General features: G+C 45.4%; 23 protein-coding genes. 10 read left to right on the top strand and 13 right to left on the bottom strand.

The genetic code is table 11. From position 1 onward, the window contains the following. Positions 1-161: 161 nt before the first annotated feature. Entirely contained in the window at positions 162-1,376 is a 1,215-nt protein-coding gene (locus LAJ61_RS07165) for an OmpA family protein (RefSeq protein WP_224053367.1), read from the top strand. A 75-nt stretch (positions 1,377-1,451) separates the two neighbouring features. On the opposite strand, the gene LAJ61_RS07160 is transcribed toward LAJ61_RS07165, so the two are convergent. Further along, positions 1,452-2,699: an FAD-dependent monooxygenase gene (locus LAJ61_RS07160; RefSeq protein WP_224053366.1), complete on the bottom strand. Its 1,248-nt coding sequence runs from the start codon at positions 2,697-2,699 to the stop codon at positions 1,452-1,454. Then, entirely contained in the window at positions 2,696-3,967 is a 1,272-nt protein-coding gene (locus LAJ61_RS07155) for an FAD-dependent monooxygenase (RefSeq protein ID WP_224053365.1), read from the bottom strand. Before LAJ61_RS07155 ends, LAJ61_RS07160 begins: the two co-directional genes overlap by 4 nt. Positions 3,968-4,101: 134 nt before the next feature. On the opposite strand from LAJ61_RS07155, the gene LAJ61_RS07150 reads away from it, so the two are divergent. The 7 genes from LAJ61_RS07150 (at position 4,102) to argG (ending at position 12,975) form a co-directional block, all read left to right on the top strand. Continuing rightward, entirely contained in the window at positions 4,102-4,335 is a 234-nt protein-coding gene (locus tag LAJ61_RS07150) for a hypothetical protein (RefSeq protein ID WP_224053364.1), read from the top strand. 253 nt (positions 4,336-4,588) lie between these two features. Further along, the gene (carA, locus tag LAJ61_RS07145; RefSeq protein WP_224053363.1) at positions 4,589-5,782 is read left to right on the top strand and encodes a glutamine-hydrolyzing carbamoyl-phosphate synthase small subunit; all 1,194 of its coding nucleotides are present in this window, start codon (positions 4,589-4,591) and stop codon (positions 5,780-5,782) included. Next, the gene (locus LAJ61_RS07140) at positions 5,783-6,646 is read left to right on the top strand and encodes a PhzF family phenazine biosynthesis protein (RefSeq protein ID WP_224053362.1); all 864 of its coding nucleotides are present in this window, start codon (positions 5,783-5,785) and stop codon (positions 6,644-6,646) included. A 111-nt stretch (positions 6,647-6,757) separates the two neighbouring features. Next, complete coding sequence (gene carB, locus LAJ61_RS07135) at positions 6,758-10,003, top strand: carbamoyl-phosphate synthase large subunit (RefSeq protein WP_224053361.1); 3,246 nt, start codon at positions 6,758-6,760, stop codon at positions 10,001-10,003. A 154-nt stretch (positions 10,004-10,157) separates the two neighbouring features. Next, positions 10,158-10,709 carry a phosphatase PAP2 family protein gene (locus LAJ61_RS07130; protein WP_224053360.1) on the top strand — a complete coding sequence of 184 codons (552 nt, stop codon included), beginning with the start codon at positions 10,158-10,160 and terminating at the stop codon, positions 10,707-10,709. Positions 10,710-10,971: 262 nt separating this feature from the next. Next, a complete protein-coding gene (gene greA / locus LAJ61_RS07125) occupies positions 10,972-11,448 on the top strand; it encodes a transcription elongation factor GreA (RefSeq protein WP_007116148.1) in 477 nt (158 codons plus the stop codon). Between the two features lie 162 nt (positions 11,449-11,610). Next, positions 11,611-12,975 carry an argininosuccinate synthase gene (argG, locus tag LAJ61_RS07120; RefSeq protein WP_036594535.1) on the top strand — a complete coding sequence of 455 codons (1,365 nt, stop codon included), beginning with the start codon at positions 11,611-11,613 and terminating at the stop codon, positions 12,973-12,975. A gap of 54 nt (positions 12,976-13,029) precedes the next feature. Here the strand turns inward: argG and LAJ61_RS07115 are convergent, their stop codons facing one another. The 3 genes from LAJ61_RS07115 to LAJ61_RS07105 all read right to left on the bottom strand — a co-directional run bounded on the left by LAJ61_RS07115 (position 13,030) and on the right by LAJ61_RS07105 (position 15,370). After that, on the bottom strand, positions 13,030-13,569 hold the full coding sequence (locus LAJ61_RS07115; protein WP_224053359.1) for a UPF0149 family protein: 540 nt from the start codon (positions 13,567-13,569) through the stop codon (positions 13,030-13,032). Between the two features lie 81 nt (positions 13,570-13,650). Beyond that, a complete protein-coding gene (locus LAJ61_RS07110) occupies positions 13,651-13,887 on the bottom strand; it encodes a PA3496 family putative envelope integrity protein (protein ID WP_060995306.1) in 237 nt (78 codons plus the stop codon). A gap of 109 nt (positions 13,888-13,996) precedes the next feature. Continuing rightward, positions 13,997-15,370, bottom strand: a complete 1,374-nt coding sequence (locus LAJ61_RS07105) for a hypothetical protein (protein ID WP_224053358.1) — start codon at positions 15,368-15,370, stop codon at positions 13,997-13,999. An 81-nt stretch (positions 15,371-15,451) separates the two neighbouring features. On the opposite strand from LAJ61_RS07105, the gene serB reads away from it, so the two are divergent. Beyond that, entirely contained in the window at positions 15,452-16,447 is a 996-nt protein-coding gene (gene serB / locus LAJ61_RS07100) for a phosphoserine phosphatase SerB (protein ID WP_224053357.1), read from the top strand. A gap of 92 nt (positions 16,448-16,539) precedes the next feature. Here the strand turns inward: serB and LAJ61_RS07095 are convergent, their stop codons facing one another. The 5 genes from LAJ61_RS07095 to LAJ61_RS07075 form a co-directional block, all read right to left on the bottom strand. Then, entirely contained in the window at positions 16,540-17,616 is a 1,077-nt protein-coding gene (locus tag LAJ61_RS07095; protein WP_224053356.1) for an FUSC family protein, read from the bottom strand. 201 nt (positions 17,617-17,817) lie between these two features. Next, positions 17,818-18,546 carry a phosphoribosylaminoimidazolesuccinocarboxamide synthase gene (purC, locus tag LAJ61_RS07090; protein ID WP_224053355.1) on the bottom strand — a complete coding sequence of 243 codons (729 nt, stop codon included), beginning with the start codon at positions 18,544-18,546 and terminating at the stop codon, positions 17,818-17,820. 134 nt (positions 18,547-18,680) lie between these two features. Further along, a complete protein-coding gene (locus LAJ61_RS07085; protein WP_224053354.1) occupies positions 18,681-18,980 on the bottom strand; it encodes a hypothetical protein in 300 nt (99 codons plus the stop codon). After that, on the bottom strand, positions 18,977-19,870 hold the full coding sequence (gene dapA, locus LAJ61_RS07080) for a 4-hydroxy-tetrahydrodipicolinate synthase (protein ID WP_224053353.1): 894 nt from the start codon (positions 19,868-19,870) through the stop codon (positions 18,977-18,979). The genes LAJ61_RS07085 and dapA overlap by 4 nt, the downstream gene beginning before the upstream one ends. Before the next feature lie 225 nt (positions 19,871-20,095). Beyond that, positions 20,096-21,286: a metallophosphoesterase gene (locus tag LAJ61_RS07075; RefSeq protein WP_224053352.1), complete on the bottom strand. Its 1,191-nt coding sequence runs from the start codon at positions 21,284-21,286 to the stop codon at positions 20,096-20,098. A gap of 506 nt (positions 21,287-21,792) precedes the next feature. Between LAJ61_RS07075 and nadB the strand changes: the two genes are divergently transcribed. Continuing rightward, positions 21,793-23,490, top strand: a complete 1,698-nt coding sequence (nadB, locus tag LAJ61_RS07070) for an L-aspartate oxidase (RefSeq protein WP_224053351.1) — start codon at positions 21,793-21,795, stop codon at positions 23,488-23,490. A 96-nt stretch (positions 23,491-23,586) separates the two neighbouring features. Here nadB and tmk read toward each other — a convergent pair whose 3' ends face one another. The 3 genes from tmk to LAJ61_RS07055 all read right to left on the bottom strand — a co-directional run bounded on the left by tmk (position 23,587) and on the right by LAJ61_RS07055 (position 26,579). Continuing rightward, positions 23,587-24,228 (bottom strand): dTMP kinase, encoded by a 642-nt coding sequence (tmk, locus tag LAJ61_RS07065; protein ID WP_224053350.1) that lies wholly within the window; start codon positions 24,226-24,228, stop codon positions 23,587-23,589. A 12-nt stretch (positions 24,229-24,240) separates the two neighbouring features. Beyond that, positions 24,241-25,557 carry an endolytic transglycosylase MltG gene (gene mltG, locus LAJ61_RS07060; protein WP_224053349.1) on the bottom strand — a complete coding sequence of 439 codons (1,317 nt, stop codon included), beginning with the start codon at positions 25,555-25,557 and terminating at the stop codon, positions 24,241-24,243. An 86-nt stretch (positions 25,558-25,643) separates the two neighbouring features. Next, the gene (locus LAJ61_RS07055; RefSeq protein WP_224053348.1) at positions 25,644-26,579 is read right to left on the bottom strand and encodes an aminotransferase class IV; all 936 of its coding nucleotides are present in this window, start codon (positions 26,577-26,579) and stop codon (positions 25,644-25,646) included. Position 26,580: the final 1 nt, after the last annotated feature.

Raw genomic sequence — 26,580 nt, 5'->3', positions numbered from 1 at the left:
GTTAAGCGTAAATTAAATAGCAATACAATAATAAACCCAACAACCATAAATAATAATTTTTGAAAATATATAATAGAATTATTGGCTAGTGTGCTGGATATAAAAATAATACATTAGTTTTATGGTGGTTGATAACCCTTCATTTTCTTGAGGATTGAATTATGAATATCATTGAACATTTAACCCGTACAGTAACACCCGTTCTTTTAAATAATACAAATGACGAAAACCGCTCATCTTTATTAGAAAAATTATACGCTATTATGGTTGCCCGTCTTGCTGACGGTACCATTTCTAACAGCTTTGCTAATGCAACCATCGCTGATGATGACCACGGCTTTTTTGACCGTGTCCTGCCAGACACCACCCACCGCACAGAGCTAGTGCAACAGCTATCACGTCATTACAGTGTACCAGAGCAAGAAACTAGTTCTTTAGTAAGCCGTGCCGCGCCGCTGGTACTGCGTGAATTACGCTCACTAGCAGGTACAACACCACTTAATACTTTCTTGTCAAACAATATTGCGTCTGTGGCTTCGGTGATTCCTGCTTGGGCATATGCATTTATCCCAGCGGGCATTTTGACTATGTTGAATTTGTCGCCTGTGCATGCAGCCACCACGCCTACTGTCCAAACGACCACTCGTACAGAGGAGCATCTAGTTGCTACGCCGAAAGCTGAAGAAGGCGGCTTGATGAAAATGTTACTGCCAATCATTGGTTTGTTGATTTTAGGCGCATTGGCTTGGGCATTATTGAAATCATGTAACAAAACTGAGCCAGTCGCGACGCCAGTTGTGGCTTCTACCACTGCTTCAACAACGACAACCACTACTACAACTGAAGTCTCTGCGGCAAGTGCCACAAACAGCATGGCAATGCCTGTAGCATCAACCACTGACATGGCGGTAGCAAGTATGCCAATGGCATCTGGCACCACGATGACCACCACTGAGACAGTAGCGACGATCATCTCTACCACTGAGCCTTCAGTGGTATTTGAAAATGGTCGCTTAAGCTTCTACTTTGCTACGGGTAAAGCACAAGTTGCTGGTAATGCCAAAGAAAAAGCCAATGATATCCTTGAAGCCGCTAAACAAGGCAAAAAAATCGGTATCAGTGGTTATACCGACAGCACAGGTAATGCTGCTGCCAATGAGAAGTTAGCAAAAGAGCGTGCCCAAGCGGTTAGATCATTCTTGGTAGCCAATGGTGTGCCACAATCACAACTTGAATTGATCAAACCACAAGATACAACAGGTGCTGCGGGTAAAGACCAAGAAGGGCGCCGTGTCGATGCATACATTGTTGATGACAACGCTGTTCCTGCTACTGGTACCACAACTGTTACGACGGTTGCAAGCCCAGCGAAATAAATCACCTTTCACGGTTGCTTTATCCTTAAAAATCCTCGATAACTTATCGAGGATTTTTTTTGCTGTTAAAAATTTTTAGATGCCACTGGCTTTTTGGGTAAAAAATTTCATCAAGGGTTTGATTTTGCTAACCATGCTCACGCCTTCACTGCGTAGCTGCTGAATCGGACGCAACTGTGTACCAAAAATCCAATTAATCCCAGAAAAACTGTGCATCATCATCGCGTTATTAGCGTAGCGTTGACGCTCATAACGCTGTAAGGTGGCAAAACTTGCCCATAGCTTGTTGCCTGACCGCTGATAATCTTTTTGCAAAATATCGCTCAAGGCAATGATATCGAGCATACCCAAGTTTAAACCTTGTCCCGCTAAAGGATGCACCCCATGTGCGGCATCGCCAACCAACGCCAAGTTGGCTTTGACATAATTTTTGGCATGTTGGGCACCCAGTGGGAAGCTGGCGATTGATTCAATCTCAGTGATATCCCCTAAGGCATAGCCACTGGCAAAGGCGAGTTCTTTGGCAAGCTCTTTTGGCGTCAGCGTGAGTAAATCAAGTGCAGCATTGGTCGGCAATGTCCATACTACCGATTGCCAATGTTGCGGGTTCGCCCGATCGTCAGCCGTCACATCTGCCAACGGTAAAAGTGCCAAAGGCCCTGTCGGCAAAAACACTTGTCTGGCTGTCACCTTGTGTGGCTGCTCGGTTTTGATGGCGCAGCAGATTGCCGTTTGCTGATACGCCAAAGTATCTAAACCAATCCCTGCCGCTTGGCGTACCATAGAACCGCGCCCGTCAGCCCCGATTAATAGCTTACCTTGATGCGTGGTGCCATTATCTAAGCTAACTTGATATCCCAAATCTTCACCTTGCCAAGCAATATCAGTGACCTTATGCCCTGCAATATGGTGCAAATAGGATTGACCCTGATGGACAAGCCGCTCATCGTCAAAACCGTCATACAGCGCTTTTTCGATGATAAAGGGCTCAACCATACTACCCAATAATTGCGGTGTTTGAGCATCACCAAAATTTAGCTCGCCCACGCCATTGGTTTGCCATACCTGCATTTGGGTATAGTCGGCTTTGCGTTTGCTTTGTTCGATACGCTGCCATGCACCGACCTCTTTGAGTAGGTTGATACTGGCAACGCTTAGGGCATAGACACGAGCATCACGCTCGGTGAGTTTTTGCTCCCAGTCGGCTTGAGTGAGGTGTGGACGGGCGTCAATCAAGATGACAGGATGGCGCGCTTGGGCAAGCTTTAACGCCAATGTCGCGCCAACAACACCACCGCCGATGATTAATGTAGTGTTTTTCATGATTTCAGCCCCATCGCAAAGGTAGCCACAGCTGGCTTCACAAATGGCACTTTATCAAAGGCAATGAGTCCGACATTACGCGCGATTTTGAGCAAGGGATTTTGGTGCATAAAACCATACACCACCGTATCGCAGAAAATTTCTACCCGTTTTTGGTCAGCTTTACGGCGTTTGGCATAAGTTTGTAGCATGCGACTATCGCCAATATCTTCGCCGCGCATCACTTGCTGTGCTAGCATTTTGGCGAGCGTATCAGCATCGCGCATACATAAGTTAAAGCCTTGTCCTGCTACAGGGTGCAAGGTGTGGGCGGCATTGCCCATGATGACGCAGCGACCTTTGACTTGGCTATCTGCCAATATTTTCACCAGTGGATACGCGCCGCGTTTACCCGCTTTGACAAACCTGCCTGCTAAGCTGCCAAAGGCTCGTTGAATAGTGTCAAGAAAGTATTGGTCGTCGTCCAGATAGCGCTGTTCTTCGCCTTTTGGGCACACCCATACCACAGAGCGGCGGTAGCCTTGCTGGGCTTGTTGTCCATCCCCTTTACCGATATCAAACGCATCAACCAAAGGCAACACAGCAACTGCGCCCATTTTATTAAAGCGTTCAATCGCTTGATGATGGTGCGGTTTGTCAGTCATGACCACGCCCACGACACCGACTTGGTGATAATCGTGTGCAGTTGCGCCAATGCCCAGTAGTTGCCGGCTTGGCGAATGCTGACCATCACAAGCTACCAATAAATCAGCTGTTAAGGTTTGGCAAGCTTGGTGGTCTTGGTCAAAGCGAATGGTGACATCGGTTGCCATCTGTTGTATATCGGTCAAAGTGGCACCGTCTAGCAGGGTTATCAGCGGATTGTTTTGCACGGCGAGCAGTAATTTTTTGCCAAGCCATGCGTTTTCCATCACTTGTCCAAAACTTTCCACCCCTTCGGCTTCTTTGTTGAGGGTGGCTTTACCAAAACTACCTTCTTCACTGATACTAACTTCATCGATTCGGCAGGCATGGCTTTGTAAATCATCCCATAGCGCTTTGCCATTAAAGGTGATACCACGATAAATTTGCACCGTACGGCGTGACAGCGCAATGTTACGGCTGTCAAATTGCGCGCGGTCTAAGTCATCATCAGGGCTGATGGTCGGATAGTTGGCTTTTTCTAGTAACGTACTTGAGATGCCTTTGTCGGCAAGCAGTAAAGCAAAGGATAAACCGACATTGCCGCCGCCGATAATCACCACAGTTTGGGAGGTAAGAATATTCATGCTTGTTCTCTTTTTTAAAGGGCGGTTAAAGCGCACCTTATCAGAATTTTTTACCAGTTTAGCACAAATCCTTACGCGCTTTGTGGCAGCAATTGGGTAAAATCCATAAAGCAAATGTTAAAGGAATAAGCAAAATGACAGTACTGCAGTGGTTGTTGCTGTTTTTGCTTAGCAGTATATTTTATGGTTGGGTGCTGCTGGAAAATGGCGCAAAATGGCTAGAAGGTTGGCAATCGTGGTGGCTAATTGGCTGGTTTTCGCTAGATTGGACAGTCGAGCAAATCCGCTTATATGTACTGATCATCTGGATTGTTGAAACGATTTGGTTTGTGGTCGGTTTGTTTCAACCAAGTTTACGTACTTTTTAGACTGTATTTCGACAAAAATTTTGGCTACCTTTTTTTGTGAGGTTCTGTTAAAATAGGCAAAATCAAACCTTAGCGAGTTGGCATGATAAAGTTAATGGCACAGACTGGTAATACATTAAAACCAGTTAGCTATTTTCTTTAAAATCAATGTCTTCTCGCTTTTTTGTGGGCGATACTTTTTACAGTTGCATTGACTAGGCATAGTAACCGTCGCACACATGGGTAGAACACAGGATACGAGCGGAGGCATTAGGTGAACACGAATTACGCAAAAGCAATTTTGGCATTGGCAGATGGTACGGTTTTTTATGGTCGCAGCATCGGTGCTAGCGGACACACCGTTGGTGAAGTCGTGTTTAATACCGCGATGACAGGTTATCAAGAAATCTTGACCGACCCAAGCTACGCCCAGCAAATCGTCACGTTAACCTACCCGCATATCGGTAACACTGGCACCAACGATGAAGACACAGAGTCAGGTCGCATTCATAAAGTGTGGGCAAATGGACTGATTATCCGTGATTTGACCATGGTAACCAGTAACTTTCGCTCAAGCCAATCACTCCATGAGTATCTGATTAACCATAACACCGTTGCCATCGCTGATATCGACACCCGCAAACTTACTCGCCTACTACGTGAAAAAGGCGCACAAAACGGTTGTATCATGACCGCCGATAGCGACGGTCAGCTCGATGAAGCCAAAGCAATCGAACTTGCCAAAAGCTTTGCCGGTATCAAAGGCATGGATTTGGCGAAAGTCTGCTGTGACCCAGCGGGTTTTACTTGGACGCAAGGCTCATGGCAATTGGTGAGTCCAGAAGTGAGCCCAACTTGTGGTCGCTTTAAAGAATTGGGCACTGACATCGAGCAAAAATTTAACATCGTGGCGTATGACTTTGGCGTCAAAACCAACATCTTGCGTATGCTCGTTGACCGCGGCTGTCATGTCACCGTTGTGCCTGCCCAAACGCCTATCAGCGAAGTACTCAAACACAACCCAGACGGCATTTTCTTGTCCAATGGCCCTGGCGACCCTGAACCTTGTACTTACGCCATTGAGGCGATTAAACACATCATCACCGAGACTGATATTCCGCTGTTTGGGATTTGTCTAGGTCATCAGCTATTGGCACTCGCTAGCGGCGCGCAAACCTTGAAGATGAAATTTGGTCACCATGGTGCCAACCACCCTGTGCAAGATATCGAGCAAGGTACGGTGATGATTACCTCACAAAACCACGGTTTTGCCGTGGATGAAAGTACGCTTCCTAGCAATATTAAAGTGACGCATCGCTCGTTGTTTGATGGGTCAAATCAAGGCATTGAGCTGACCGATAAGCCTGCGTTTAGTTTTCAAGGACATCCAGAGGCAAGCCCAGGACCCCATGACTGTGCGCCATTATTTGATAAATTCGCAGCTATGATGGCAAAGGCGAAAGCGTAAATGCAACAATACCCTTTTCACCTGGTTAATGTCTTTGCCGAAACCCATTTTGGTGGTAATCCGCTTGCCGTATTTCCCCATGCCGATGGGCTAAATGATGAGCAAATGCAGTCGATTGCTCAGCAGTTTAACTTGAGTGAAACGGTGTTTATCTTTGCTCCAACTGATTTACATGGTACAAAAGCCGTCGCCAATTTACGTATTTTTACCCCAAATTATGAAATGCCACTGGCAGGACATCCAACGCTTGGCTCGGGATTTATTTTAAAAAGTCTTAATGACTTGCCCAGTCAATTTGTGGTTAATACACAAGCCAAGGCAGTAGAAATTTTTACCAGTAATAGCCGTATACAAATCAAAATTCAGGGTTATCAGGCTAAGCAAATTAATGCTGATAAGGCTAGTTTGGCAGCGTTAAGCGGTATAAATACGGACGATTTTGTAGGTCATGCTTATTTTATCAATAGCGGCACACAGCAAATCTTGGTTGAATTAACCAATCGCCAAGCGCTAGCTAATGTGCAAATTGACATGGCAAAACTTCGTGAGTTGAACATTGATAATCCCTTTAAAACCACCGAAGAGCCATCTATTTATTATTGGTTTGATGATGGTGAGGCTATCCATTCGCGGATGTTTTTTGAGCAAAATAATAGCTTGGTAGAAGATAGCGGCACAGGTTCGGCATGTGCCAATTTGGGGGCGTATTTTATTAACCAAAACCACTATCCGATAAGCAAAGCCATTCACCAAGGCGATGACATGGGCAGACCCAACCGCTTGACGCTCAACGTCGATAACGAGCAAAACATTTATGTGGGTGGCAATGTCATCGAAGTGGGCAAAGGTGAGTTTTATTTATAATAAAAAGTGCGTTAATCGCGCTTTTTTTAAAATTAGGGTTTTAGAACATCAGTTAGTACTCAGTTTCTTATTTTAAATTTTACGTAATGCAGTTAAAAAGGGTGTAAAGCAATGCCAAAACGTACCGACATCAAATCCATTCTTATCATTGGCGCAGGTCCTATCGTCATCGGACAAGCCTGTGAATTTGACTATTCAGGCGCACAAGCCTGTAAAGCCTTACGTGAAGAAGGCTACCGCGTCATTCTGGTTAACTCAAACCCCGCCACCATCATGACTGACCCTGTCATGGCAGATGCCACCTACATCGAGCCCATTACCTGGCAAACGGTAGAGCGTATCATTGATAAAGAACGCCCTGATGCCATCTTGCCAACCATGGGCGGACAAACCGCGCTCAACTGTGCGTTAGACTTGGACAAATATGGCGTACTGGAAAAATATGGCTGTGAGCTAATTGGCGCGACCAAAGACGCCATCGAAAAAGCCGAAGACCGCAATTTATTTGATAAAGCGATGAAAAAAATCGGCTTAGAGTGCCCACGCGCCGAAGTAGCCGAAACCATGGAACAAGCCTTCGCTATTCAAGCCAAAGTCGGCTTTCCCTGCATCATTCGCCCGTCGTTTACTATGGGGGGTTCGGGTGGCGGCATCGCTTACAACCGTGACGAATTTGTCGAAATTTGTGAGCGTGGTTTTGACTTATCGCCCACTCACCAACTATTGATTGATGAAAGCCTAATCGGTTGGAAAGAGTACGAGATGGAAGTTGTCCGTGACAAAAAAGACAACTGTATCATCGTCTGTTCGATTGAAAACTTTGACCCTATGGGTGTGCATACAGGCGACTCTATCACTGTAGCACCTGCTCAGACTTTGACGGATAAAGAATACCAAATCATGCGTAATGCGTCATTGGCGGTGCTGCGTGAGATTGGCGTCGAGACCGGTGGTTCAAACGTACAATTTGGTATTGACCCAAAAACAGGTCGCATGGTGGTCATCGAGATGAACCCACGTGTTAGCCGTTCATCTGCCTTGGCATCTAAAGCCACGGGTTTCCCAATTGCCAAAATCGCGGCAAAACTTGCCGTCGGTTACACCCTCGATGAACTCAGCAATGATATTACCGGCGGCTTGACCCCAGCCAGCTTTGAGCCCGCCATTGACTATGTGGTGACTAAAGTACCGCGCTTTAACTTTGAAAAATTTCCCCAAGCTGATAGCACCTTATCTACCCAAATGAAATCGGTGGGTGAAGTGATGGCGATTGGTCGTAACTTCCAAGAGTCGATGCAAAAAGCGTTACGCGGTCTTGAGATTGGGGTGAATGGTTTTGATGAGTATCTTGATTTCAATCAAGACGACGATACCATTCGCAGTACCTTAAAAGTTAAATTAAAAACCCCTACACCCGACCGTATTTTCTACATTGCTGATGCCTTCCGTTTTGGCATGAGCATGGATGAGGTGTTTGAGTTTACTCGCATTGACCCTTGGTTTTTAGTGCAAATTGAAGACATCGTCAAAACGGAAAAATTGGTCAAAGAAACTGGCTTTGGCGGTTTGAACAGTGACAACTTGCGTCAATTCAAACGTAAAGGGTTATCAGATTTACGCTTGGCAACGCTCTTGGGTATTTCACAAAAACAACTGCGTAAGAAACGTTGGGATTTGGGCGTGTATCCTGTGTACAAACGCGTGGATACCTGTGCCGCGGAGTTTTCGACGTCAACCGCTTATATGTATTCAAGCTATGATGACGAATGTGAAGCCAATCCAACCAACAATAAAAAAATCATGGTTATCGGCGGCGGTCCCAACCGCATTGGTCAAGGTATTGAATTTGACTATTGCTGTGTGCACGCCGCCTTGGCAATGCGTGAAGATGGTTATGAGACCATCATGGTCAACTGTAACCCTGAAACGGTTTCAACTGACTATGACACCTCTGACCGTCTGTACTTTGAGCCTATTACGTTAGAAGATGTGCTTGAAATCGTGCGCATCGAAAAACCCGAAGGCGTGATTGTGCAGTACGGTGGACAAACGCCATTAAAATTAGCGCGCGCACTAGAAGCTGCGGGTGTGCATATCATCGGTACCAGCCCAGATGCGATTGACCGTGCAGAAGACCGTGAACGTTTCCAACACATGATTCAGCAATTGGGCTTTACTCAGCCACCCAATGCCTTGGCGACCAGTACTGAAGACGGTATCGTCAAAGCGACGCAAGTGGGCTATCCCCTAGTTGTCCGTCCCTCTTACGTGTTGGGCGGTCGCGCCATGGAAATCGTCTACAACGAAAACGAACTGCGTCGTTATTTGCGTGAAGCCGTACAAGCGTCTAATGAAGCCCCTGTATTACTTGACCGCTTCTTGGATGATGCGATTGAAGTGGACGTGGATTGTATCTCTGACGGCACCAATGTGGTGATTGGCGGTATCATGCAGCACATCGAACAAGCGGGCGTGCATTCAGGCGATTCAGCGTGTTCAATCCCTCCGTATTCACTCAGCCAAGAAATTTGTGATGTGATGCGCGAACAAACCGTGGCGATGGCAAAAGAGCTGGGTGTGGTGGGCTTGATGAACGTCCAATACGCGGTCAAAGATGGTGTGGTTTATATTCTTGAAGTCAATCCACGTGCCTCACGTACGGTGCCTTTCGTATCAAAATGCATCGGTACTTCACTTGCACAAGTCGCTGCGCGTTGTATGGCGGGCACAACGTTAGTGGAACAAAACTTTACCACTGAGGTGATTCCAACATTTTTTGCGGTCAAAGAAGCGGTCTTCCCTTTTGCCAAATTCCCAGGCGTCGACCCTATTTTAAGCCCTGAGATGAAATCAACGGGTGAAGTCATGGGTGTGGGTCAGACCTTTGGTGAGGCTTACTACAAAGCCATCATCGGCAGTAACGATAGATTGCCCGGTTTGCCAGTGGAGAATGAAGTTAAAAAAGTGTTCTTATCAGTGCGTGAAAGCGACAAAGCCAATCTAGTACCAGTGGCAAAACAATTTGCCGACTATGGCTTTAAACTTGTGGCAACCTCAGGTACACAAAAAATCTTAACTGAAGCCGGTATCCCCTGTGAGCGCATCAACAAAGTCACCGAGGGTCGCCCACATATCGTCGATGCCATCAAAAACGGTGAAATCGCGATTGTGGTCAATACCACTGAAGGCAAACAAGCGCATGAAGACTCGTTCTCGATTCGCCGCTCAGCCTTACAGCATAAAGTATTTAATGTGACTACCTTAAATGCCGCGGCAGCAGTTACCCAAGCGTATAAAGTTCAACTGCCATTTGATGTGTATAAGCTCCAAGCGCTACATACACAGACACAGGGATAACCACCGCTAGTCTAAAATACTGATAGCCACCGCTGTCAGTATTTTTTTATGGGCTAAGATAATCCTAAGGTTTAGGGTGTACACTAGGTTTGCCCTAAGTACAGCCACGTTTATCAATGTTTTGACCACTAACCACAATCAGGGTGTAAATGCCATGAGACGACCTTCTAAGACCTTTAACGTCATACTGCTCGCTGCTGTATTAGCGCCGACGACAACGGTATATGCCAAAAGCGATAGCGAAAAAGCGGGCGATATATTGCATATTGCTATCCCGGTAGCAGGCTTAGGCATGGCACTTGCCAAACATGACCAAGAAGGCGTCTATCAACTAGGCAAAACCATGGCAACCAATTTGGCAGCTACCTATGCGCTCAAATACGCCACCAATGACACCGCGTGGGGCGAACGTCCCAATGGCGAGGATTACTCGTTTCCGTCAGGGCATGCTAGTGATTCTTGCGCGGGCGCGACTTTCATCGGTCAACGCTATGGCTGGCGCTATGGCTCGATGGCAATGGTTCCTGCCGCCTATGTGGGCTGGTCACGTGTGGATGCCGACAAGCACCATACCCGTGATGTGGTTGCTGGCTGCGCGCTGGGTGTCGTCAGTGGTTTGGTGATGACACAACCGTTTGACAATGCCACTATTTTACCTTGGTATGAAAATAAAGCTGTGGGTGTTACCATCAGCTCAGTTTGGTAATGTGAGGGTTCATACAGTCAATTGAGTGAATGCTTTGCATCACAAGCCGTTATCAAGTAAAATACGGTTATTGTGGTGATTGATGCAGCACAGCAAATTTTTTACTAGAACCTTGTTAGGCAGCAGCCCTGTCTAGCATGGTTTTTTTCATCTATATAAAATAGATAATGGTCAATCACGAGTGTTGATGACCATTTTTTGTGACTTGTTACTTTGGCAATCTTGCCGTTTGAATCCCTATTTGTGACAAAAGGAATCCCCTATGCAACGTTATCCAATGACGCCTCAAGGTCACGCGGCTTTAGAAGAAGAGCTCAAACAGCTCAAAACCGTTGACCGTCCACGTATTACCGCGGCGATTGCCGAAGCACGCGAACATGGCGATTTAAAAGAAAATGCCGAGTACCATGCTGCCCGTGAGCAGCAAGGATTTTGTGAAGCCCGTATTCGCGATATTGAAGCCAAACTGGGCGGGGCTGAAGTCATTGATCCGCTCAAACTACCGCAAGAAGGTCGCGTGGTGTTTGGCGTCACGGTAGTGATTGAAAATCTCGATACGGAAGAGCAAAAACGCTATAAAATTGTGGGTGATGACGAAGCGGATTTTAAAGCCAATAAAATCTCGATTAACTCGCCCATCGCGCGCGGTCTGATTGGCAAATCAGAAGGGGATGAAGCCAAAATCCAAACCCCAAGCGGTGAAGTCGAATACGAAATCGTCGAAGTTTTGTACCAATAACCGCTATTTAGCCGATAAAGCCAATCAAATGATTGGCTTTTTTATTGTGACAAATTATGGGTAATTGTCAAAAAATGGCGAAAAACGCGTTGACAAAAATGTTACAATAATTCGATAGGTTGATTTTACAGATTATTTTTTGATGACTTGATAGGAAAGGTTATGAGCCACGATACCACAAACAATGCCACCAATAACGCCACCATTTTACAATCTGTCCCCGTCGGGCAAAAAGTCGGTATCGCGTTTTCAGGCGGACTTGATACCTCAGCTGCGCTACTTTGGATGAAGCAAAAAGGCGCGCTGCCATACGCTTATACCGCGAACTTAGGTCAACCTGACGAAGACGATTACAACGCCATTCCCAAAAAAGCCGACCAATACGGTGCGGTTAAAGCACGTTTAATTGATTGCCGTTTGCAATTGGCGCTTGAAGGTATTGCTGCAATTCAATGTGGTGCATTTCATGTCAGCACCGGCGGTATGCCCTACTTCAACACCACGCCACTGGGTCGTGCGGTCACAGGCACCATGCTAGTCACTGCCATGAAAGAAGATGATGTCAATATTTGGGGTGATGGCTCAACTTATAAAGGCAATGATATTGAGCGTTTTTACCGTTATGGTTTACTCACCAACCCTGCCCTTAAAATCTATAAACCGTGGCTTGACCAAACCTTCATTGATGAATTGGGCGGTCGTAGCGAGATGTCACAGTTCTTAATCGACAATGGCTTTGACTACAAAATGTCCAAAGAAAAAGCCTACTCAACCGACTCAAATATGCTCGGTGCAACGCATGAAGCCAAAGATTTGGAGTTTTTGGATGCCAGCATGCACATCGTTGAGCCGATTATGGGTGTGGCATTTTGGGATGAAAATGTCAAAATCGACAAAGAAACGGTAACGGTACGCTTTGAACAAGGCATGCCCGTGGCAATCAATGACGAAACCTTTGATAGCCCAGTGGATTTGATTTTAAAAGCCAACGAAATCGGCGGTCGTCATGGTCTTGGGATGAGTGACCAAATTGAGAACCGTATCATCGAAGCCAAATCACGGGGTATCTATGAAGCCCCTGCCATGGCGCTGTTGCACATTGCCTATGAGCGTTTGGTCACTGGTATTCATAACGAAGACACCATCGAGCAGTACCGTATTAATGGCTTACGCCTAGGTCGCTTGTTGTACCAAGGTCGCTGGTTTGACTCACAAGCCTTGATGCTTCGTGAAACCGCACAGCGCTGGGTCGCCAAAGCTATCACGGGTGAAGTCACCATCGAGCTACGCCGCGGTAATGACTATACCATCTTAAATACTAAATCCGACAACTTGACCTACCAACCAGAACGTCTATCAATGGAAAAAGTGGAAGATGCGGCGTTCACGCCAATGGACCGTATCGGTCAGCTTACTATGCGCAATCTAGATATTTCAGATACCCGGGCTAAATTGGCGTTATATAGCCAATCAGGTTTGTTATCCAATGCCCACGGCTCAGACGTACCACAACTAGAGCAAAAATAATGCGGTAGATAAAAAGGGCGTATTTAATACGCCCTTAGCTTGTTACAACCCAATTTAGTCATTGGTATGAAATAACAAAAACAACTCAACGATGTTTTTTTCTACGGCCCCTGCCATTTGGCTCATGGTTTCTGGGTCTTTGAGTAACTCTTGCATATCAGGTTGGTCTTCATCGATGCCACTAAACAAAATCATCGGTAACGTCAGCATTGCCACATCTTCTTCGCTGTCGTCATCATCAAACCAATCATCTTCTTCGTCATCGCTGGCATACATGGCATCAACAAAGCCCACTGACCATTCGCTAATTTCTGAGTTTTCAATATCGAGATAGTCAGTTTCGTCGACATCAAAAGGCAGCTCAATTTCACGCTCATCTTGCAGCATGGCTTGCAGCTCATCACGCCACTGTTCAATGGCTGCTAGCACCTCTGGCTTGACTTGTTTTTCATGCCCTTCAAAAAGATAGGTTTGCCAATTGTGTAAAGGTTTGCCGACAATAGAGGCGGTTAAAAAACCGTGTGTAGCGATGCTCGATAGCCCAAATTCATTGTCATCACTGTCTAAAAAATCGATTAAATCATCAAAATCCATGGTGGTTATCCTAGTATGCTATCAAAAAAGCGGATTGGAAAAAGAAAGGTTAATACCTAGTGTATTAACCTTTTGCTTGACTTACAACTCATCATCGTCAAAATCGTCGTCATCGTCTAAGTCATCAAGATCGTCATCAAAACTGTCTTTAAGTGAGCGCTCTAGACGCTTTTCTTCCAATAAATTATCAATCAAACGACGTTTTTCAAGACTACTTGCCCGACTTCGACCCGATGCGTCGTCATCCACGAGTCGCGCGTCATCGTCATCATCAAAACTGTCATCTTCAAAGCTATCATCAATATCTGGATCAGCCATTTATTGCTCCTTTCGCTGGTCGATTCGATAAATTTGCAATTTCATAAAGCCTTATAATGGGTTTTGTCAGTCAAGTCAAGTGGCGAAAGAAAAAATAGCCATGATTCGTTTATTTTTCTGTGGCGGTCAAAATTTCATCGCGTTTGGCAATGAGTTCGGTCATCAAGGTTTCTGATAAACCGTTGTACCAAACCATCTCACGCTCTGTGATAGTGGTCGGATGTTGCAGGTTTTTAAACTGCACTTTGCCATCTAACGTTTTAAGTAAATCCAGTGGATATAGGAGTAATAAACCATCTTCTTTGGCGTGGTTTGCCATCAGTTTTTGTACGTCATCGAATTGATGACTGATACTGGTACCGATGGTTAATGGCAAAGCAAAACGCGATAGCTCACGGTGTTTTTCGTATACCACTTGGTTGAGGATAATCAACAATTTTGACAATAACACCGCTGCCAGTGGCAATTGCTCGGCTTTACCTGCTAGATGAACGACCGCGCCGTTGGCATTAAAATGCGAGTTGTCTTTGATATACACGTCTTTGATATAGCGATTTAACACATTGTTTGACGAGTTAAATAAACTGTTTGATGCGCGCATCAATAGCTGATTACACAATTGAAAATACGGTTTTGCAACTTCAGGTGCCACCCGTTTTAGCAGATGATACTGGTCGTAAAAATGAATTTGTAATTCGATTTCGGGTTGTTTTTGGCTGTCTACTGTCGTTTCTTGAGCCAGATTGTCAGTCGCTGTAGGCTGGGCTTGTGGGTCATCTTTAACGGATTTTGATTTTTCTCGATTTAAAAAATCATTGATGGTTTTGCCAGTGGCGGCAGGTTGCGCGGTCGCGCTGCTATCCCCTGCTTTATTGTATAAGGTGTCTTCGTCTAACTGCAATTCACCATCGGTTGTCAATACAGGGCTCGTGGATGCTAGGCTACCACGGGCAAGCGCGATATGCTGCTGGACTTTTTCACCCAATTGCGCAAGCTGTTCCTGCGTTGGGCGCGCCATGTAGCCATAAATCAGCCATAAAAACCCATGCAAAATTGCTGACCCTAATACAAACAACCATTGACTACTGACAATCTCGCCTTTGGAGACCGCTTTCATGGTGATGGTGGCATGACCGAGAACTTGGTTGTTTTGGATAATGGGTTTGTCAATCACCTGCCCCACTTCGTTTTGCGCTTGTCCCGTTTGCACCAGCGGCTGGTTGTTTTGGTCACTGATGACAATTTTGGCGACTTCTTGATCAACTTGGTAGCGGTTTGCCAAGACGCTCAGGCTAATTCTATCTTGGCTGGTGATTCCCACCATGGCTTCTTTGGCTAACTGTTCAACAATTTTTTCACCCTTTTGGGTACGCTGCTCGTATTGGGATTTTTCACTACTAAAAGTCAGCATCAAAAAATGTAAACAAAAACTAATAAGTAGTACAATAGCGAATTTGCCTTGACGGGGGGCTAGATGATTCATGGGTAGATTAAACTTTCTTTAGGAGCGATTAAATGCTACATTATCATGTTTATTTTTTTGGCATACAAGGGGTAAACTACCATGACGACGAATTTTTTGTATCAACTTAATCAGCATTTTCCCCATAGTTACGCGATTACCCTAAGCGCTGCCAAGTTTGAATTGGGGCTATTGAGCCAAATTAGCCAAACCCTTGCAAGCCTTCATCCTGCCATTCGCCTCTTACATCAAGACACCTTAGTCAATGAGATTGATTGGCAAGCCAATGACACACTCGCCCAAGCTGAGCAAACCAGTCCTGTGACAACGATTCGCTGGATTGTGACGCTGGAATCAGATAGCGATATCAGCGACTTACCGCAACGGATCAAACAAATCGCCGCCAACAATCTCTATCACGTAGATATCAATGTCATGCCTCTTGCGACATTGGTGCGCCCGCATAAACTGGCGTTGTTTGATATGGATTCAACGTTGATTGAGCAAGAAGTGATTGTAGAATTGGCAAAAAAAGCCGGGATTGGTGAGCAAGTCGATACGATCACCGAATCTGCCATGCGTGGGGAAATTGATTTTGCTGAAAGCTTTACTCGCCGTGTGGCTTTACTTAAAGGGTTATCAAGTGAGGTGCTCGAAGACATTATTGCCAATCACATTACCTTTAGTCCCGGGGCAAAACGCTTGATTAGCGCACTGAAAAATCATGGTTACTATGTGGTATTGGTCTCAGGCGGCTTTAACTATTTTGCCGAATACGTGAAAAACAGCTTAGGGATGGATGAAAGTTATGCCAATGACCTAGATATCGTCGATAATCTAGTGACAGGTGAAATCACCTCAGCGATTGTCGATGGCAAGCGTAAAGCCGAAATTTTGCAAGCCGTGGCACAGCGTCTAGGCATTAAGCTGTCAGAGACTGTTGCTGTCGGCGATGGCGCTAATGACTTGCCAATGCTAGGGCTAGCCGATATCGGTATTGCCTATCGCGCCAAACCGATTGTGCGCGACCAAGCAGACTATGCGGTAACCGTCGCAGGACTCGATGGGGTGATGACTGTTTTGGGATTGAGCGGTTAGTTTTAACGATTAGTTTTAAAGATGAATTTTAAAGATTATAAAAAAGCCACCCAGATTATCGAGTGGCTTTTTTGTTTTTTTGGATAAAAAAGCTAAATTGGCAATTTCGCCACGATTTTATCGACGCTGACTTGTAATTTTTGCCTCACTATCGGTGATAAAATGACAATACCGCCTAGCACACCCATGAGACAGCCGAGCACGGTATCCCAAAACCGCGTGACGATAATCTCACTGATTGCGGTAGGCTGCACCGCGCTGTACTCTGCCAAAAAGATGGTCAGTGGGGTGATAAAAATAACCGCCACCCCATAATGGCGTACCACAAAAGTTTCAATACAAAACATCATACCAAAAATGCCTAGCGCCACACCCATATCGCTCAAATGCACTGATAGCAGTAGCCAAGCTAGCAGCATACCAATCGCGGTACCCACAATCCGATGTATCTGCTTGATCCATATGCTTTGAAAATTCATCCCTTGCATGATGACATAACAGCTCATCGGCACCCAATAGGGCTTAGGCATCTCTAGCCACAGCGCCAGCAGCAATGATAAAGCGATAAACGCCGATACAATAAAAGTATCACCCAAAATCTCTCGCACGGGCATCGGTGCCTTTAGCGGCAAGACAGGCTTATTATAAAGCAGCAGTAACGCATAAAAACACGCCACCATCCCCGCAAACAACGCGCCTAATGCCACCACGCCAATCAGCTGTGGGATTTGTGACACGGTTGCGGGCATAAACAGCGCAATCGCTGAAGCCATGATGATAAACAGCCCAGCAGGCGGTGGTAACTTATAATAACGGCTAAACAGCGTACACCAAAAGGTCACAAAAAATATCAGGGGAATTGTCAAGATGGGCACGTTGTGGGCGACCAAGCCAACGGCAAAACACGCGACCATCCCAAAACTACACGCCAATACCGTGGTCATGCGAGACAATAAAGACCCAGTATAGGGTAAGTTTAAAATCACCATCGCACCGAGTGATGCGAGTAGACCCATGCGCAAATCACCCAGATACGCGCCGACTATCACTGGAAAACTAATCGCAAATGCCACAAACAACGGCATATGCCAAGGTCTGGGATTGCGATTGAATTGGGTTAAGGTGGTGAGCGGGTGCTTGATATATTGGTGAGTGATAGGGTTATCCAAGTGAGAGACTCTTTTTTTAATGATATTGAAGGCTAAAAACTTAAACTTAAACTTAAACTTAAACTTAAATAATCTGCTAAAAACACAAAACTGGAGCAAGCCCCAGTTTTAGATGTTTATCTATTTCACACGCCATCCAAATTTAATTGGACTTAATTATATTCGCTGTAGCGATTAGCTAGCTTGATGAATGCGTCCGATTTATCGACCTGACTCATCAACCAAAGACACGCCAATACGCTGGGCAACTTCTTCATAACCTTCAACCACATCACCTAGGCTTTGACGGAAACGGTCTTTATCCAGTTTTTTCTTGGTTTGTTTGTCCCAGACGCGGCAACCATCTGGCGAGAACTCATCGCCCAGTACGATACGGTCTTTAAATACCCCAAATTCTAGTTTGAAATCCACCAGCATCAAACCACCCTCATCAAACATTTTTGATAACACGTCATTGACTTTAAAGGTTAAGGCTTTCATTTCATCCAGTTGTGCTTGCGTTGCCCAGCCGAGTGATACCGCTAACGAATCATTCACCATCGGGTCGCCCAGACCGTCATCTTTATAGAATAATTCAAAGGTGGGTGGGTTTAAGGGTTGACCTTCTTGTAGACCTAAACGACGTACTAGGCTGCCTGCCGCATAGTTACGTACCACACACTCGACGGGAATCATTGTTAGGCGTTTGACCAGCACTTCTTCATCCGATAATTGCTGTTCAAAATGGGTTTCGATGCCGGCTTCGCTGAGTTTTTGCATGATAAAGGCGTTAAAGCGGTTATTGACTTTGCCTTTACGCGCTAACTGTTCGATACGCTCGCCGTTAAACGCAGAGGTATCATCACGAAATTCTAAAATCAGATAATCTGGATTGTCAGTTTCGAAGACTGATTTTGCTTTGCCTTTATAAAGTAAATCGAGTTTTTGCATGGTAATTCCCAAATGGCTGTTTAAGATTGGCTAAGGTTGGCTCAGTGTAGCTAATTTATGACAGTTGCATTGATTGGCTGATACGCGGTTAGCAGCACAAGCTGCCAACTATCATGAATGCTATCAACCACTCTCTATTTTACGGTACTAATTGGACGCGGTAGCTCAAAACGCTTACTGCCTTCTTTTGTGATTTTTAACGTATTTTCACCCGATTGCGGCACGGCATAAACTGGGGTAAAAGGTAGCGTTTGTGCATCTGCCGGTAATTGGATGGGTTCAAGTTTTTTGGTTTTGGTATAGTCCAAAGAATTGTCGCCAACTTTACGTTTAAAAGTAGTACAGCCTGTCATAGCAATGCTAGCAGAGGCAATAATCGCTAGGGCTAGCTGGGCGTTGAATCGATTATAGTTAGCGCTGAGTGTTTTTTTCATAATAAACCTGCTTTGGCAAGTGCTTCATCCATCACTTGTTGGTGTTCTGGGGTAAGCCAAGTTAATGGTAAACGGATACCTTGCTCAATATGACCCATTTTGTATAAGGCATATTTTGCAGGAATGGGACTTGACTCGATAAATAAATCTTGGTGTAAATGGGCTATTTTTTGGTTTAATGCTTCGGCTTGTTCAAACTCACCTTTGAGTGCCAAGCCAAAAATTTGGCTCATGATTTTTGGCGCGACATTGGCGGTCACTGAAATATTGCCTTTTGCCCCATGACGCATCAGCGCAAGCGCGCTTTCATCATCTCCTGAAAATACGCTCATACGACCTTTTACTGCTTCAATCAGTTTGGCACCACGCGCCACGTCACCTGTCGCATCTTTAATTGCGATGATATTGTCGATGTCCGCTAGGCGTTCGACAGTGGCTTGCTGCATATCAACAACAGTGCGCCCGGGTACGTTATATAGCACTTGGGGAATGTCTACGGCTTCAGCAATGGCTTTATAGTGTAAGTATAGCCCTTCTTGGGTCGGTTTATTGTAGTAAGGCACAACCAACAGCACGGCATCAGCGCCCGCCTGTTTGGCGTGCTGGGTCAGCTCAATGGCTTCAACTGTATTGTTAGCGCCTGTACCCGCGATGACGAGAATACGACCACCCACTTGCTTCATGGTAAATTCTATGACGTCCACATGCTCTTGCATCGATAAGGTTGCGGATTCACCCGTCGTACCGACCGATACCAGTACGTCCGTACCTTGCTCGATTTGCCAATCAATGAGATTTGCCAATGATTGCCAATCGACGTCACCATTGCTATGCATAGGTGTAATCAACGCGACCATAGAGCCTTGTAGTTTATCTAAAATGGGGGTCATAACAATACCTTGGATAAAACCTTAAGTAGAATATGTAACAGCTGCGACAATTTTTTGAAAATTTTTGTCTAGTGTAGCATACATTTGGGACGAAGTTTAAGCGCTTTGATAGCAAACGCAAGTTTCTCCGCCGCTGTAGCCAATCAGGTTATAGACCCCACTCAACCCGATAATAAGGCAGCAACTAGTTTATAGTCGCTGGTTTACAGTGGCAAATAGTATGGGTTAAGCATCACTCGTTTGAACCTGGATGGTTAGCACATCAATGGTAGGGGGGCAATTAAAACGAAACGGTAACCCTGTCATGCCAATCCCAGTATTCACCCATACTTGGTAGCGTTTGCTGGGTTTGTCATCCTCATTGAATGCTTTGGGATAAGTGTCGGATTGTTTGGCTGTATCTGGTCTGCGTAACCCTGCCGCCAGTTTATTACCTGTCAATGCTCTGACCATCAGCGGTGTCAGTATAGGTATATTGACCTGACCCCCATGGGTTTGTCCCGCAATCACCAAAGTATCGTTGTTGGCGTCACTTAACGTTCGCGGATTGGCTTCTAACTGCTTGATATCATGGGTGGCAATGACTAATGGCTGCCCCGCGCTGTGCTGCTGTTCAATCACGCGCGGTAAATCCATTGTACTGCCATTATGAATACCTATAATTTTTATCCCGGCAATATGCAAGCCTTGCTCAGGCAATAATTGAATACCAAACGTTGGCAAGATATTGATCAATGACGTGCTGCTAGCAGATTCGCTATTTTGCGCATCATCGATAACCTGCTGGGTATCAGCATCGCTAAGGACGGTATAGCAAGGCTTGTTCAGCGTTTTAAATGGGCTTAGTTGGGCATCCAAAGTTGTCGCTTGATATAACCAATCACCCAAAATCAGCACCGCATCAACATCTAAGCGATTAAGGCATTTCACCAAACGCGCTAACTGATGGGGGTTAGAAAATATACCCACATGGATATCACTCAGCACCGCAATTTTTGCAGCTTGTCTTTTGATAGGTTGTCGTTTGATAGGTTGTGATGCTGCTGCAGCCAGTGAAATATCGGTCGCGGGCTGATAGGTCGCAGCTTGATAAGTCGCAGATACGGTCAAATTAATTGAAAAGCGTGAAACGCGCAGCCGATTGGGCTCAACCCAGCTCATATAGATATACAACAACGATAACGCGATAAGCAGCCAGTAGATGGCTTGGTTGTCATACAGCAGTTGCACGTTTGCCCACAGCAACAACCAAACAAACCAATAGCGCGCGTAGAAACTGACCAGTTGTAGTAGAATCTGCAGATTATCTGTTCGCGCTTTGAGTTGCACGGTTTTTAGGCACGACCATAGGATTACCAAAACGGCAATGAGCGCGCCAAGATGACCTAACCAACTGCCAATCGTGCTACCACCCATATAAAGCGTTACCTAAATTTACTGAATAATCAATTATTTGCATGACAAATACGTATAAAAAAAAGCGCCCATTATAAATGGCAATCATGGATATGACAATTTAAACTGTCATCATATCGCAAAAAATGGATGAACAGCTAGGCGAGTTTTTTGTATTTAACTCATCCAAAAATGCCTAACTTTGCGTTTTGATCGCGTTGTCTGGTAGCGATGGCAAAATAAAGACGAGCGCATTTGCGTATGTCGTACCCTGTTTAACCGCCAACATTGGCAATTTGGATGGGATTGCTACTTAAACAACCCATAGAAAAAATCCGCCATCATTTATAAAAGCTGATATGATAGTTTTATTTTCACATAACTTTTTAAACCTAGCTTTTTAAACCTAGCCTTTTAACCATAGCTTTTAAAATAGCCTTTTAAATGTAGCACGGTGACCCAATTTTCTCAGCGCTTGCTTAGATTTTTTGGCTCTTTAACTCATTAATTTGAAGGACGTCAGCGTTATGACAGCAAGCGTTAATGTGTCAAACTCCCCTATCAAAGAAACTCTCCAGCCGCAAGCACAGGGTAACCATCGCCACGCGTTTGATGTGGTGATTGTCGGCAGTGGCGGTGCAGGTTTATCGTTAGCTTTATCCTTGCCAAGCCATCTATCGATTGCTGTTTTGGCAAAAGACAAGCTCACTGAAGCCAGCACTTTTTATGCCCAAGGCGGTGTGGCAGCGGTACTATCGGATGATGATTCGGTTGATGAGCATGTCGATGATACCTTGATTGCAGGGGCAGGTCTTTGTCATGAAGATGCGGTACGTTTTACAGTGGAGCATAGCCGAGAAGCGGTGGAGTTTTTGCTCAAACAAGGTGTCAAATTTACCTTGGATGAAAACGAAACCTTGCACCTGACCCGTGAAGGCGGTCATAGCAAACGTCGTATCATCCATGCGGCAGATGCCACTGGGGTGGCCATTTCTACCTCGTTAGCTAAACGTGTCAAACAATGTCCGAATGTCAAACTGTTTGAGTATGTCGCTGCCATTGATGTCATCACCACCCATAAACTTAGCAAACACAACTATAGTTCGATTAGCGAGCCTAATCGTGCCGTGGGGCTGTACGCCCTTGACTTGAATACCAATCAAGTGCTGACCTTTACCGCGCCCTTTATCGCCTTAGCCTGCGGCGGGGCATCAAAAGCGTATTTGTATACCTCCAACCCAGATATTGCTACAGGGGATGGTATCGCGATGGCATGGCGGGCAGGTTGCCGCGTTGCGAATTTGGAATTTAATCAGTTTCATCCTACTTGTCTCTATCATCCAGAAGCGCGCTCGTTTTTAATCACCGAAGCCATGCGCGGTGAAGGTGCCTACCTGCGCCTGCCAGCAACCAAAGAACATCCAGAAGGTGAGCGCTTTATGCTTCGTTTCGATGAACGGGGTGAGCTGGCGCCGCGTGATATCGTGGCTCGCGCCATCGATTTTGAGATGAAGCGTTTGGGAATACGTCATGTTTGGTTAGATATTACGCATCAAGAACCAGCCTTTATTAAAGGTCATTTCCCTATGCTATATGAGCGGCTACTAGAGCTGGGCATTGACATGACTCAAGATAAAATCCCCGTGGTACCCGCCGCTCACTACACGTGTGGTGGAGTGATGGTCAATGAAAACGCCCAAACCGACGTGTTCAATCTATATGCCATGGGCGAAACGTCCTTTACGGGTCTGCATGGCGCCAATCGTATGGCGAGTAACTCGCTGTTAGAATGTTTTGTGTATGGGATGAGTGCAGCGCGGCATATTGCCGCTGCATTTGCAGAAAATCGCGTTCCCCCTATTCCTACTATCCCTGACTGGGACAGCCAAGATGTGACCGACCCTGACGAAGAAGTCATCGTGCTGCAAAACTGGGATGAGCTGCGGCAAAGCATGTGGCACTACGTTGGTATTGTGCGCTCGGATAAACGCCTGCATCGCGCACTTAACCGCATTTTGTTGTTAAAACAAGAAGTAAATGATTACTACGCCAACTTTGTGGTCAGTAAAAATCTGATTGAATTGCGTAATTTGCTGCTAGTCTCTGAGCTGATTGTACGCTCGGCGCTACTTCGCCATGAATCGCGTGGACTGCATTACAACAAAGACTTTCCACAAACTTTGCCAGTGGCGGCAGACGTGATTTTAACCCCATCCATGTCATAGTATGATTTAAATAAAAAAAGGGATGTTTATCATCCCCTTTTTTTATAATAATTCTAAAAGCTTTATGATACTAAGTAATAACACTAAATAACGACATTAAATACCTAGCTGCGTTAGCACTTTTGCCAATACCTCATCGGCTGTACCATGCGCATCAATGTGTTTGACGCGCTGCGGTTGCTGCGCTGCTTGATAAGCAAACCCTTGATGCACCCGCTCAAAAAACGCTAGCTGATTTTGCTCAAAGCGGTCTAGTTTGCCGCGATTTTTGGCACGGCTCATCCCCTCTGTGACGGGTAAATCTAACCAAATGGTGATATCGGGCATTTTTACCACAAACTGCCTAATCAATAATTCAATTTTGCTAAGTTCTACCCTATCGCCCTGTTTGCGCCCAAACCCTTGATAGGCAATAGTGGAATCGGTAAATCGGTCGCACAGCACCCATTGACCCTGAGCGAGCGCTGGCACAATCACTTGCGCCACATGATCGGCACGTGCCGCAAACATCAATAGCAGTTCACTGTCCTCTGTCATAGTCGTTGCTGGGTCAAGTAACATGGCGCGCAACTGCTCAGCAAACGGACTGCCGCCCGGTTCACGGGTCTGGATAAAGTCGATGCCTTGCGCGGTCAAATGCGCTGCCACATTGGCAATCAAGGTGGATTTACCCACCCCTTCGGTACCTTCAAATGAGATAAATTTTTGGCTAATGGGGGCTTTCGCAGCTGTTTGCATGGGTATCGTTTTTTACTGAGCTGATTGGCTGTTTTGGCTGGCGCGTTTTTCACGCATCACCCGCAGATAATCTTGCACCGCTTGGTTATGGTCTTCTAAATTACTGGTAAATTTATGACCGCCATTGCCCGTTGCCACAAAATATAGCGAATCGGTCTGATTTGGGTGAAGTGCCGCTTTAATCGATGCAATACTTGGTAAGGCAATCGGTGTCGGTGGTAAGCCGTCAATTTGGTAGGTGTTGTAAGCAGTTTTTTCTTCAAGGTCAGATTTGCGAATATTGCCATCGTAACGATCGCCCATGCCATAAATCACGGTGGGGTCAGTTTGTAGGCGCATATTTTTCTTCAGACGATTGACGAACACGCCTGCGACTTCACCACGCTCACTTTCGACACTGGTTTCTTTTTCAATAATTGATGCCATAATCAGCGCTTCATACGGTGTCTTGTACGGCAGATTGGCTTGGCGATTGTTCCAGTTTTCCATCAATGCTGTGTGTTGACGGGTAAATAAATCCGTTAGCACTTTTTTGTCACTACTGCCTTCATTAAAATAATAGGTATCCGGTGAGAACCAACCTTCAAGGTTGCCATTCGGGTGATAGTCAGCAGGGATATTGAGACCAAGTTTGTCAACGTCAACTTTGCTACCACGGATAACTTCGTTTTTAATCCCTTTATTGTCCGTCAAATGTTGATATAACTCTTTGGCTGTTTTACCTTCAATGATTTGCACTTTGATAAAAGCGACTTTCTCACCTTGTTGTAGCATGGCTAAATAATTGGCAAAACTTGGATTTTCAGGCAGTTGATACACCCCTGAATGAAGCGGTTTATCCACCGTCATTTTGATATATAGTTTGGCAAGTGGCGCGACGAACAGCTTTTTCTTTTTATCCCAGTCGTCTACCAGTGCATAGTAGGTTTGACCTTTATTGATGGTCACCATCTGCTTTGGTTGGGTGATAGTGCCATATAGGGTGTTGTACCAAGCAAATAACAACCAGCCTAGCACCAATACAATAAACCCGAGCAGCCCCAGTAGACGGTATTTATTTTTTTTGTTTCTACCGGTGATGTTGTCATTGAATTCTCGCGTTGAACGATTAATCAGACAAGCATCATTGCCATTGACGTTTTTGCTATGCGGGTCTTCGTCATCCTTATCCGTGATATCCTTGTCATCGATACCCTTATCTTTGCTATGATTGTCCTGCAATTGAGAATCTGGAATATCCGCGGCGTGAGGGGCGTCACTGTGCTGAGTAGGATGATGCTCAGAACCGTCTGAGGGACTAGACAGGTTGTTATCAGATTGGTCGTTCATAGAGAAGGCTTATATTGACTCAATAAGCGAGAATTTAACAATTAATGACAAAAATAGCAATTTTTTTTAGTTACCAGCAACAGGATTTAAGTTAATTTCTGCGTATAGATTGGGGTCAAATCAAGCGTTGTTGACTGCCCATTGGGTAGCATCAATACTTCAATGGGCAAAATCCCCCGTACGGCATTGCAAAAGAACAAGCTTGTGATATTGGCTAAATCCTCGCTGGCTAAATACCGCTCCTTATGCGCCCTATCGGACTGGGCAAACTTAGCCAATAACACCTGCCGCATCACCCCTTTGACCCCTGAGCGGTTGATAGGCGGTGTGTACCACACGTTTTCATGATTAAGCTGATAAAACACATTGCAAAAGGTACCTTCTACCCAATGTCCCATCACATCTTGTACCAGCCCATCAATCATTTGCGCATCTTGATTTTGGTGCTGCCACAGCTCGTGACTTGCCATTACTTTATCTTGGGCGTTTAGTAGCTTAAGTCCTACCAAGGGTTTGGGTAGACACGCAATTTGCTGCGTGAGACAGATTGCGGTAGCGGCAGGTTGGATGATGACTTGATTGGCTTGCTGTGCTAATGGCTTATCGGTGGGCATAAGCTTAATAAAAGCGTCAAATTCAGAGTTGCAAAATCCATAGCCTTTGATAGGTTGGTTTTTGCGGCAAACTATCAGCTTGAGCATACCGTGATTGAGGGTTTTGGCAAAATTGGCTAATTGGCTATTAAAGTATGCGCGGATAGTATGATTGGGGGATTCTAAATTGCAGGCGTCTAAATTGGAGGCGTCTAAATTGGCTACGTCTAAGTCAGCGTTGGTTAAATTTAGTTGTAACGCATGGACACTCTCGTCGATTCTATCTAAGTGGTAACTCAGCCAATTGATTTGTCCTGCAACCACCGCCATGGTGGTAAAAAACCCATCGCCATACGCTATGACCCGTGAGTCAATATCGATAGCGGTGATTGGCTTGGCATACTGAGCATCAGATAATGAATACCACATG

Source organism: Faucicola osloensis (genome assembly GCF_020041925.1).
Classification (GTDB): Bacteria; Pseudomonadota; Gammaproteobacteria; order Pseudomonadales; family Moraxellaceae; genus Faucicola; species Faucicola osloensis_D.
The sequence above is the reverse complement of the archived record's forward strand: the minus strand, read 5'-3'. Positions and strand labels throughout refer to the sequence as shown.

Bases quoted from the DNA above. Each gene is read 5' to 3' on its own strand.
- LAJ61_RS07165 (WP_224053367.1), top strand. From the start codon at position 162: ATGAATATCATTGAACATTTAACCCGTACAGTAACACCCGTTCTTTTA.
- LAJ61_RS07160 (WP_224053366.1), bottom strand. From the start codon at position 2,699: ATGAAAAACACTACATTAATCATCGGCGGTGGTGTTGTTGGCGCGACA.
- LAJ61_RS07155 (WP_224053365.1), bottom strand. From the start codon at position 3,967: ATGAATATTCTTACCTCCCAAACTGTGGTGATTATCGGCGGCGGCAAT.
- LAJ61_RS07150 (WP_224053364.1), top strand. From the start codon at position 4,102: ATGACAGTACTGCAGTGGTTGTTGCTGTTTTTGCTTAGCAGTATATTT.
- LAJ61_RS07140 (WP_224053362.1), top strand. From the start codon at position 5,783: ATGCAACAATACCCTTTTCACCTGGTTAATGTCTTTGCCGAAACCCAT.
- carB (WP_224053361.1), top strand. From the start codon at position 6,758: ATGCCAAAACGTACCGACATCAAATCCATTCTTATCATTGGCGCAGGT.
- LAJ61_RS07130 (WP_224053360.1), top strand. From the start codon at position 10,158: ATGAGACGACCTTCTAAGACCTTTAACGTCATACTGCTCGCTGCTGTA.
- greA (WP_007116148.1), top strand. From the start codon at position 10,972: ATGCAACGTTATCCAATGACGCCTCAAGGTCACGCGGCTTTAGAAGAA.
- argG (WP_036594535.1), top strand. From the start codon at position 11,611: ATGAGCCACGATACCACAAACAATGCCACCAATAACGCCACCATTTTA.
- LAJ61_RS07115 (WP_224053359.1), bottom strand. From the start codon at position 13,569: ATGGATTTTGATGATTTAATCGATTTTTTAGACAGTGATGACAATGAA.
- LAJ61_RS07110 (WP_060995306.1), bottom strand. From the start codon at position 13,887: ATGGCTGATCCAGATATTGATGATAGCTTTGAAGATGACAGTTTTGAT.
- LAJ61_RS07105 (WP_224053358.1), bottom strand. From the start codon at position 15,370: ATGAATCATCTAGCCCCCCGTCAAGGCAAATTCGCTATTGTACTACTT.
- serB (WP_224053357.1), top strand. From the start codon at position 15,452: ATGACGACGAATTTTTTGTATCAACTTAATCAGCATTTTCCCCATAGT.
- purC (WP_224053355.1), bottom strand. From the start codon at position 18,546: ATGCAAAAACTCGATTTACTTTATAAAGGCAAAGCAAAATCAGTCTTC.
- LAJ61_RS07085 (WP_224053354.1), bottom strand. From the start codon at position 18,980: ATGAAAAAAACACTCAGCGCTAACTATAATCGATTCAACGCCCAGCTA.
- dapA (WP_224053353.1), bottom strand. From the start codon at position 19,870: ATGACCCCCATTTTAGATAAACTACAAGGCTCTATGGTCGCGTTGATT.
- LAJ61_RS07075 (WP_224053352.1), bottom strand. From the start codon at position 21,286: ATGGGTGGTAGCACGATTGGCAGTTGGTTAGGTCATCTTGGCGCGCTC.
- nadB (WP_224053351.1), top strand. From the start codon at position 21,793: ATGACAGCAAGCGTTAATGTGTCAAACTCCCCTATCAAAGAAACTCTC.
- tmk (WP_224053350.1), bottom strand. From the start codon at position 24,228: ATGCAAACAGCTGCGAAAGCCCCCATTAGCCAAAAATTTATCTCATTT.
- mltG (WP_224053349.1), bottom strand. From the start codon at position 25,557: ATGAACGACCAATCTGATAACAACCTGTCTAGTCCCTCAGACGGTTCT.
- LAJ61_RS07055 (WP_224053348.1), bottom strand. From the start codon at position 26,579: ATGTGGTATTCATTATCTGATGCTCAGTATGCCAAGCCAATCACCGCT.